This is a genomic window from Pseudomonas protegens, assembly GCF_003732485.1.
GTDB classification, from domain to species: domain Bacteria; phylum Pseudomonadota; class Gammaproteobacteria; order Pseudomonadales; family Pseudomonadaceae; genus Aquipseudomonas; species Aquipseudomonas protegens_B.
In genome coordinates this window covers 65,818-74,978 of record NZ_MOAK01000049.1, presented here as the reverse complement: position 1 = coordinate 74,978, position 9,161 = coordinate 65,818, and the positions used below count along the sequence as shown (strand labels likewise).

6 protein-coding genes and 2 pseudogenes are annotated in these 9,161 nt (G+C 63.2%); 5 read left to right on the top strand and 3 right to left on the bottom strand.

From position 1 onward, the window contains the following. The 3 genes from BLX41_RS12380 to BLX41_RS12370 all read right to left on the bottom strand — a co-directional run. A partial coding sequence (locus BLX41_RS12380) for a methyl-accepting chemotaxis protein (protein WP_259744765.1) occupies positions 1-1,828 on the bottom strand: 1,828 nt, incomplete at its 3' end. Between the two features lie 118 nt (positions 1,829-1,946). Beyond that, positions 1,947-2,249 (bottom strand): cell division protein ZapA, encoded by a 303-nt coding sequence (locus BLX41_RS12375; protein ID WP_123725102.1) that lies wholly within the window; start codon positions 2,247-2,249, stop codon positions 1,947-1,949. After that, positions 2,246-2,476, bottom strand: a complete 231-nt coding sequence (locus BLX41_RS12370) for a hypothetical protein (RefSeq protein ID WP_102862842.1) — start codon at positions 2,474-2,476, stop codon at positions 2,246-2,248. The genes BLX41_RS12375 and BLX41_RS12370 overlap by 4 nt, the downstream gene beginning before the upstream one ends. A 312-nt stretch (positions 2,477-2,788) precedes the next feature. Between BLX41_RS12370 and BLX41_RS37320 the strand changes: the two are divergent. The 5 genes and pseudogenes from BLX41_RS37320 to BLX41_RS35170 form a co-directional block, all read left to right on the top strand. After that, positions 2,789-3,559 (top strand): annotated as a pseudogene (locus tag BLX41_RS37320) (MCP four helix bundle domain-containing protein); the annotation flags it as partial. Continuing rightward, complete coding sequence (locus tag BLX41_RS37315) at positions 3,542-4,414, top strand: methyl-accepting chemotaxis protein (protein WP_404942765.1); 873 nt, start codon at positions 3,542-3,544, stop codon at positions 4,412-4,414. The pseudogene BLX41_RS37320 and the gene BLX41_RS37315, both read left to right, overlap by 18 nt. A 192-nt stretch (positions 4,415-4,606) precedes the next feature. Further along, positions 4,607-6,232: a methyl-accepting chemotaxis protein gene (locus BLX41_RS37545; RefSeq protein ID WP_123725100.1), complete on the top strand. Its 1,626-nt coding sequence runs from the start codon at positions 4,607-4,609 to the stop codon at positions 6,230-6,232. A 176-nt stretch (positions 6,233-6,408) separates the two neighbouring features. Further along, entirely contained in the window at positions 6,409-8,151 is a 1,743-nt protein-coding gene (locus tag BLX41_RS12355; protein WP_123725099.1) for a potassium/proton antiporter, read from the top strand. Between the two features lie 65 nt (positions 8,152-8,216). Beyond that, positions 8,217-9,161 (top strand): annotated as a pseudogene (locus BLX41_RS35170) (mechanosensitive channel MscK); the annotation flags it as partial.

The window sequence follows — 9,161 nt, the reverse complement described above, 5'->3', positions numbered from 1 at the left end:
GATCGGAGATGCCCTGGACATTGCGGTTGATCTCTTCGGTCACCGCCGATTGCTCCTCGGTGGCGGTGGCCACTTGCTGGTTCATGTCGCTGATGTGCTCCACCTGTCCGGTAATCGCTGTCAGCGAAGCCCCGGTCTGCTGGCTGGACTGCACCCCGGTACCCGTGGCCGACTGCCCGGCATGCATGGAGGCCACGGCATTCTCCGCGCCCTGCTTGAGGCTCTGGATCATCTGCTGGATCTCGTCGGTGGAAGCCTGGGTGCGCTGGGCCAGGGTCCGCACTTCGTCCGCCACCACGGCAAAACCACGACCCATTTCCCCGGCACGGGCCGCCTCGATAGCCGCATTGAGGGCCAGCAGGTTGGTCTGCTCGGAGACCCCGCGGATCACCGCCAATACCTGATCGATGGAGGCCACCTGATGCGCCAGCTCACTGACAGCGCTGGCGGCCAGGGCAATTTCCCCGGACATGCTTTCGATGTGCCGGATCGAGCCGTCCACCACCCCCTGGGCCAGCTGGGCCTCATCCCGGGCCGCCTGGGACGCATCGGCCGCCTGCCCGGCATTGCGCGCGATGTCCTGGACGGTCAGCCCCATCTGGTGCACGGCCGTGGCCACCATGTCGGTCATTTCCTGCTGCCGCCCCGAGCGCTCGGCAGTGTTCTCCACCACCGCCGCCACCTGCCCGACGGATGAGCGCAGGCGCTCGGTGGTGGCCAGCACTTCGCCGATCATCCCGTGCTGGCTGTCGAGAAAACGATTGAAGCCCCGGGCCAGGTCTCCCAGCTCGTCGGCCCGGCTGGCATCCAGGCGCAGGGTCAGGTCGCCACCACCGCTGCCGATGGCTACCAGCCCGGCGGTCACCTGGCGCACCGGCCGCACCAGGCCGCGAGCCAGCCAGATCACCAGCAGCAGGCAGACCAGGGCGATAGCCAGGCCAATGCCGGTGGTCAGCCACAAGGTTTGCCGGGCATCGGCGTAGATCTGCGCTTCGGGCACCTCGGCCACCAGTGACCAACCCATGTCCCGCAGTGGCAGGCTCAGGGCCACAAAGTCTTCGCCGTCGCGCACGAACCGGCTGCTGACCAGCCCCTCGTGCCCCATGACCGCCTGGGCGGCCGACTCGCCGATCTGCTCGGACAGGTGCCGCTTGCCGCTGAACTGCGCCTCGGGGTGCACCTGGATCAAGCCGTCGGCGCGCACCAGGTAGACCTTGCCGCGCTCGCCGAAGCTGAAGTCATGGATCAGTTGCGACAGCGCCTGCATCTTCAGCCCGAGCCCGGCCACCCCCACCAGCTTGCCGTCCTTCTTGACCCGCATGTCGATGAACATCGCCAGCTCGCCGGTGGCCACATCGGTGTCGATGTTGAGCAGCCGCGGCTTGTCGCTGTCGATGAAGCTGTAGAACCAGGTGTCCTTGGGATTGGAACGGCTGAGGGTGCGATCCAGCCCCTTCTCGTTGTAGTAGTGGTTGGTCGCGGTGCCCACCATCAAGGTGGTGAAGGCATGATTTTCGGCGCGGATGCCTTCCAGGTAGTCGACGAACACCTGGGCCTGGGCCGGATCCTCGCCGCCTGCCAGCCAATCGCGCAGCATGCCGTTGCCGGCAATGTCCCGGGCGACCGTCAACGGCTGGGCGAGGATGCGTTCGATATCGTTGCGCATGGCTTCGATGCTCGAAGGCAGCGCCTTGTCCACCAGGTAGTTCTGGGTCAGGTGGTTGATCACCACGGTATAGACCGCCACCACCACCAGCAGGCTGACCAGCAGGGCCGACCCCATGCCGAGGATCAGTTGCCATTGAATACTGCGTCGCCAGAATTGCATGGAACACCTCTTTCTTATGGTTATAAGAGGCTAAGATACCGCGCCAGCCGCGGAGAATTGTATACAAACATCAATCATGCTTGTGCAACTCATCTCCCGCCGACTGTGTGCAATTCCATCAGTTCTGTTGAATGGTCTTGGCGATCACCTCAACGGTGGCGCTCACCTGCTCCTGATAACGCTCAAGCTCCTGGGCATGCTGCTTTTTCATTTCGATCTGCTGCGAGCACAGGTTCATCGCTGCCAGCACCAGCAGGCGCTCGCCTATCAGCGTCGGGTATTTTTTCTTGGTGTCGGCCAGGACCGCCTTGAGCATCAGCGCAGCGTCCATGAGGGTCTGCTCCTCACCGGCCGGCGCCTTGATCGAGTAATCCTCACCGAGGATCGAGACCACCTTCACCCCATCGATGTGATGTCTCATGGGTTGGCCGGGCTAGCACTGACGCGCTCAACCAGAGCCTGGATGCGGGCCGCTGTAGCGCCCTGCTTTTCTTCCTGCTCCATGAGGCTCAGCTGCAGGCTTTCGTTTTCATCCTTGGCCTGTGCCAGTTGTTCCTTGAGGGTTTCGTTCGTGCCGAGCAGCTCCTGGTTCTGTACCACCAGGTCGCTGACCAGTTGTTCCAATTGGCTGAGGGATGCTTCCAACATTTTGATCTTCCGGGCTTTTTGCAAAGGGCGCGTACGATAAAGAAAAGTCACCCTGGATACCAGGGATATCCAGGCGCAAGGCCTTGATTTTACTGGCGATGACCCTTCCGCGAGAGCTGTTAGAGACTGTCATTCCTGCCTCGGGTTCCTGACGTTCCGTCGGACGCTTCGGAGTTGTATGAATTCTTCCAATATTTGATCAGACTTTTCTGAAAGCGCTCCTGACGATTAAAGAAGCGGTTTTTCAATGCGATAGCACAGGTACTTCTCCGACTGACACGGCGCGAACCGCGCCCATCCGAGGTAGACCCAATGTCCCTGCGTTCCATGAATATCGCGCCGAGAGCCTTCCTCGGATTTGCCCTGATCGGGTGCTTGATGCTGTTCCTGGGGATCTTTGCCCTGAATCAGATGAGCAAGATCCGTTCGGCAACCGAACGGATTACCCAGGACACCATCCCCAGCATCAAGAGCGTCGATGAGTTCACCCAATTGAGCCTGCGCCTGCGAATCCAGGCCTATCGACTACTGCTCAACCGCGACTCCCAGGCACAACAACGGACCCTGGAGTCCATCAGCCAGCGCAACCTGCAGATCGATGAAGCCCAGGAGCTCTACCAGACACTCATCAGCAGTCCCGAAGAGCGCGCCGCCTACGATGAGTACAGCACCCTGCTGACTCACCACCGCGAGCTGGAAGGCCAACTGATCGAACTGTCACGCAACAACCGGCTCGACGAGATGCAAACGCTGTTGAACACCGAGCTGATGGACAATGCCGAGAAGATCAACGCGACTCTCAATCAGTTGGTGGAAATCAACACCCATTACTCCACCGCCGCCGACCATGAGTCCGCCAATCAATACAGCACAGCCTTCAATCTGGTGGTGGGGCTGCTGGTGCTGGCCACGGCCCTGACCCTGCTGTTCGCCTGGCGGCTGACCCGCAGCATCACCCGGCCCATCGCCTATGCCCTGAGCGCGGCCGAAGAGATTGCCGAAGGCAACCTGACCCGGCCGATCACGGTCGACAGCAGTGACGAGGCCGGACGCCTGTTGCAGGCCATGGTCACGATGCAGGAGAAACTGCGCGATACCCTGCAGCGCATTTCCGGCTCCGCCAGCCAGCTGGCCTCGGCAGCAGAGGAGCTCAACAGCGTCACCGACGAAAGCGCCCGGGGCCTGAGCCAGCAGAACAATGAAATCGAACAGGCGGCTACGGCGGTCAATGAAATGACCAGTGCCGTGGAAGAAGTCGCACGCAATGCTGTCAGCACCTCCGAAGCCTCCCAGAGCGCCACCACCTCCGCCGGGGACGGTCGGGACAGGGTGCAGGAAACCGTCTCGGCCATCGAACGCATGACCAGTGACGTGCAAAGCACTGCCAACCTGATCGGCGACCTGGCCAACGAATCCCGGGACATCGGCAAGGTACTGGACGTGATTCGCGGCCTGGCCGACCAGACCAACCTGCTGGCCCTCAATGCCGCCATCGAAGCCGCCCGTGCCGGCGAGGCGGGCCGTGGCTTTGCCGTGGTCGCCGACGAAGTCCGTGCCCTGGCGCACCGGACCCAGCAATCCACCAGTGAAATCGAACGCATGGTCGGCAGCATCCAGAGCGGCACCGAGCACGCGGTGGACTCGATGCGCAACAGCACCGAGCGCGCCGAGTCGACCTTGGATATCGCCCGCAGCGCCGGCCTGTCGCTGGACACCATCAACAGTGCCATCAACGAAATCAACGAGCGCAACCTGGTCATTGCCAGTGCCGCCGAAGAACAGGCCCAAGTGGCCCGGGAAGTGGACCGCAATCTGGTGAACATCCGCGACCTGTCGGTACAGTCCACCACTGGCGCCAACCAGACCCGCTCCGCCAGCAGTGAACTGTCGACCCTGGCCATTGACCTGAACAACCTGGTGAGCCGATTCCAGCTGTAAAAGCCCTTCTCCCGGCTCCAGGTCTCTATTACGGGCCTGGAGCCGATGCGTTCGGTCATCGACGCTCCCGGCAGGGTGCGTACCCAAAAGGCTAAATCCACGGCGAGACTCAAGACTTTAATCGTACGACCGATAAGTCACGGTAGATCAGTCTCAAGCCCCCGCACGGATGCGCCCTTTTTGGTACTCACCATGTCCCTTCGTAATATGAATATCGCTCCGCGGGCCTTCCTCGGCTTTGCCATGATCGGCGGTTTGATGCTGATCCTTGGTGTGTTTGCCCTGAATCAGATGAGCAAGATCCGCGGCGCCGCCGAGGACATCACCCTGAGCAGCGTGCCGAGCATCAAGAGCCTCGACGAGTTCACCCAGCTGACCCTGCGCCTGCGGGTGCTGTCCTATCGCCTGCTGGTCAACCGTGAGCCCGATGTCCAGCAAAAGACCATCGAACTGCTGGACATGCGCAACCAGCAGATCCGCGCCGCCCAGGTCGTCTACGAGAAGTTCATTACCAGCCCCGAGGAAAAGACCGCCTACGAGCAGTACGTCCAGTTGCTGGCACAGTACCGGCAGATCGAAGAGCGGATGAAATCCCTGTCCCGCGGCAATCAGGTGGAAGAGCTGCGCAACCTGCTCAACACCGACCTGCTGAACAACTCGGAAGCCATGAACACCGTGCTCAACCGCCTGCTGGAGATCAACACCCAGCAGACCGTCGACACCAACCAGCAGGCCGCCGAACAGTACTCCTCGGCCTTCAATCTGGTGGTCTCCCTATTGGTCCTGGCTACCGGCCTGACCCTGCTGTTCGCCTGGCTGCTGACCCGCAGCATCACCGTACCGATCGCCAACGCCCTGAGCGCCGCCGAAGAGATCGCCGAAGGCAACCTGACCCGGCCGATCGCGGTCGACGGCAGCGACGAAGCCGGACGCCTGCTGCGCGCCATGGCCAAGATGCAGGAAAAACTGCGGGACACCCTGCAGCGCATTTCCGGCTCCGCCACCCAACTGGCGTCGGCAGCGGAAGAGCTCAATTGCGTCACCGAAGAAAGTGCTCGCGGCCTGACCCAGCAGAACAACGAAATCGAGCAAGCCGCCACCGCGGTCAATGAAATGACCAGCGCCGTGGAAGAAGTGGCACGCAACGCCGTGAGCACCTCGGAAGCCTCGAAGAACGCCACCACCTCCGCCGGTGACGGTCGCGATCTGGTACAGGAAACCGTGTCCGCCATCGAACGCATGAGCTCCGACGTGCAAGGCACCGCCAGCCTGATCGGCGACCTGGCCAACGAGTCCCGGGACATCGGCAAGGTACTGGACGTGATTCGCGGCCTGGCCGACCAGACCAACCTGCTGGCCCTCAACGCCGCCATCGAAGCCGCTCGTGCCGGCGAAGCCGGTCGTGGCTTTGCCGTGGTCGCCGACGAAGTCCGTGCCCTGGCGCACCGTACCCAGCAGTCCACCAGCGAAATCGAACGCATGATCGGCAGCATCCAGAGCGGCACCGAGCACGCAGTGGACTCGATGCGCAACAGCACCGAGCGCGCTGAGTCGACCCTGAACATTGCCCGCGGTGCCGGCCTGTCGCTGGACACCATCAACAGCGCCATCATCGAGATCAACGAACGCAATCTGGTCATCGCCAGCGCCGCCGAGGAACAGGCCCAGGTAGCCCGGGAAGTGGACCGCAATCTGGTGAACATCCGCGACTTGTCGGTGCAATCGGCCACCGGCGCCAACCAGACCAGTGCAGCCAGCAACGAACTGTCGCGACTGGCCGTGGACCTCAACAGCATGGTCGCGCGATTCAGTCTCTGAACCACCGCGCCAGCCGCGGATGGCGCCGGTAAAACGGCGCCGGAATCCGCGCCTGGGAAATCCGCCACCGTCTCCAAAAGCTTTTTGACAGTGGCGTATTTCAACAGGTTAGAATCGCTGGCACGTAGACTGCATGGTCAGCCTGCGCCCGCCTTTTTCACCCTGGAGTACTGCCTTTGAATGCGACGACCATCAACAGCCTGTTCTTGATCGGCGCGTTGCTGGTGGGTGCGAGCATTCTGGTGAGTTCACTTTCCTCGCGCCTGGGCATCCCGATCCTGGTGATCATCCTCGCCGTGGGCATGAGCGCCGGGGTCGATGGCGGCGGCATCATCTTCAACAACTACCCGACCGCCTACCTGGTGGGCAACCTGGCCCTGGCCGTGATCCTGCTGGACGGCGGCTTGCGTACCCGGGTCGCGAGCTTCCGCGTGGCCCTGTGGCCGGCGCTGTCCCTGGCCACGGTGGGGGTGCTGATCACCACTGGTCTGACCGGCATGGCGGCCGCCTGGCTGTTCGACCTCAACCTGATCCAGGGCCTGCTGATCGGCGCCATCGTCGGTTCCACCGACGCCGCCGCGGTGTTCTCGCTGCTGGGGGGCAAGGGCCTCAACGAACGGGTCACCGCCAGCCTGGAAATCGAATCGGGTAGCAACGACCCGATGGCGGTGTTCCTCACCGTGACCCTGATCGACATGCTCGCCAGCGGTCACACCGGCCTGCACTGGAGCCTGTTGACGGACCTGATCCGCGAATTCGGCATCGGGGCGGTGATCGGCCTGGGCGGCGGCTGGCTGATGCTGCAACTGGTCAACCGCATCCACCTGGCCAACGGCCTGTATCCGATCCTGGTGGTGGCCGGCGGCCTGGTGGTGTTCGCCCTGACCAACGCCCTGCACGGCAGCGGCTTCCTCGCCGTGTACCTGTGCGGACTGGTGATCGGCAACCGCCCGGTGCGCAGCCGCCACGGTATCCTGCACATGCTCGACGGTATGGCCTGGCTGGCGCAGATCGGCATGTTCCTGGTGCTGGGGCTGCTGGTCACCCCCCACGACCTGCTCCCCATCGCCTTGCCGGCCCTGGGCCTGGCGCTGTGGATGATTCTGTTCGCCCGGCCGCTGTCGGTGCTGGTGGGCCTGGCGCCGTTCAAGGCCTTCCACGGCCGGGAAAAGGCCTTTATCTCCTGGGTCGGGCTGCGCGGCGCGGTGCCGATCATTCTCGCGGTGTTCCCGCTGATGGCCGGGCTGCCCGAAGCGCAGCTGTACTTCAATCTGGCGTTCTTCATCGTGCTGATCTCGCTGCTGGTCCAGGGCACCAGCCTGCCGTGGGTGGCCAAGTGGCTGAAGGTCACGGTGCCGCCAGAGCCGGCGCCGATCTCCCGCGCAGCCCTGGAAGTCCACGTCACCAGCGAGTGGGAGCTGTTCGTCTACCGCCTGGGAGCGGAAAAATGGTGCATCGGCGCCGCCCTGCGGGAGCTGAAAATGCCCGAAGGCACGCGGATCGCCGCGCTGTTCCGTGGCCAGCAACTGCTCCATCCGTCGGGTAGTACCGTGCTCGAGGCCGACGATCTGCTGTGCGTAATCGGTCATGAACACAACCTGCCGGCCCTGGGCAAACTCTTCAGCCAGGCCCCCGAACGCGGCCTGGACCTGCGCTTCTTCGGCGACTTCGTACTGGAAGGCGACGCCCAGCTGGGCGCGGTCTCGGCGCTCTACGGGCTCAAGCTCGATGGCCAGGACGCGGATATGCCACTGGGTGCCTTCATTGCCCAGAAGGTTGGCGGCGCGCCGGTGGTCGGCGACCAGGTGGAGTGGAACAACACCATCTGGACCGTGGCCGTGATGGAAGGGAACAAGATCGGCAAAGTCGGCGTCAGATTCCCCGAAGGAAGTCGCCCCGGCCCCGGACTCTTCCTCTAAACTCGGGAACGCGCCAGGCCCTCGCCGCAGCGCTCCCCCCATTCCCACTTGCTTGACCGACTTCTATGCCTACCCTGCGTAAATTCATCGCTGTAGCCCTGCTGGGCCTGAGTCTCTCTGTCGGCGCCGCACAGGGCGGCGATCCCCCCAGTGCCGCGTCGGTCCAGCAAAGCCTGGACAAGATCGCCGAGCGCAAATTGCCGGAAGCCGATCAAAAAGCCCTGCAGACCCTGCTGCAGAACACCCTGAACCAGCTGAACAACAAGCAGGACTACGAGCGACGCCTGACGGAGCTGAAGCAACAGCTGAGCGACGCGCCACGCCTGACCACGGACAACCAGCGCGAACTGGCACGTCTGAAGGCCAGCAAAGTGGTGCCGGTGGCCCAGCGCTACGCCACGCTGGCGGTGTCCCAGCTGGAGCAACTGCTGGCCGAACGCAGCACCACCCAGGGCGAACTGCAAAAGGCCCTGGCCGATGCCAACAGCCTGACCATCACCGCCCAGACCCGCCCCGAGCGGGCCCAGGCCGAGATCAGCAGCAGCCAGACGCGAATCCTGCAGATCAACGCCGCACTCAAGTCCGGCAAGGACGGCGGCAAGCTGCTCAGTGCCGACCAGCGCAACCTGCTCAATGCCGAGCTGGCGGCGATCAACGCCCTGATCCCCCTGCGCCGCCAGGAGTTGGCAGGCAACAGCCAGCTCCAGGACCTGGGCAACAGCCAGCATGACCTGTTGATCGAGAAAACCGCGCGCCTGGAACAGGAAATCCAGGACCTGCAGACCCTGATCAACCAGAAACGCCTGGCCCAATCCCAGGAAACCGTGACCCAGCAGTCCATCGAGGCCCAGAAGGCCGGGGGCAGCAGCCTGCTGGCCACCGAGAGCGCCACTAACCTCAAGCTCTCCGACTACCTGCTGGTGTGCACCGACCGCCTCAACGAGCTGACCCAGCAGAACCTGCAGACCAAGCAGCAACTGGACAGCGTGAGCCAGAGCGATGCGGCCCTG

Bases quoted from the DNA above. Each gene is read 5' to 3' on its own strand.
- BLX41_RS12370 (WP_102862842.1), bottom strand. From the start codon at position 2,476: ATGTTGGAAGCATCCCTCAGCCAATTGGAACAACTGGTCAGCGACCTG.
- BLX41_RS37545 (WP_123725100.1), top strand. From the start codon at position 4,607: ATGTCCCTTCGTAATATGAATATCGCTCCGCGGGCCTTCCTCGGCTTT.
- BLX41_RS12375 (WP_123725102.1), bottom strand. From the start codon at position 2,249: ATGAGACATCACATCGATGGGGTGAAGGTGGTCTCGATCCTCGGTGAG.
- BLX41_RS37315 (WP_404942765.1), top strand. From the start codon at position 3,542: ATGGTCACGATGCAGGAGAAACTGCGCGATACCCTGCAGCGCATTTCC.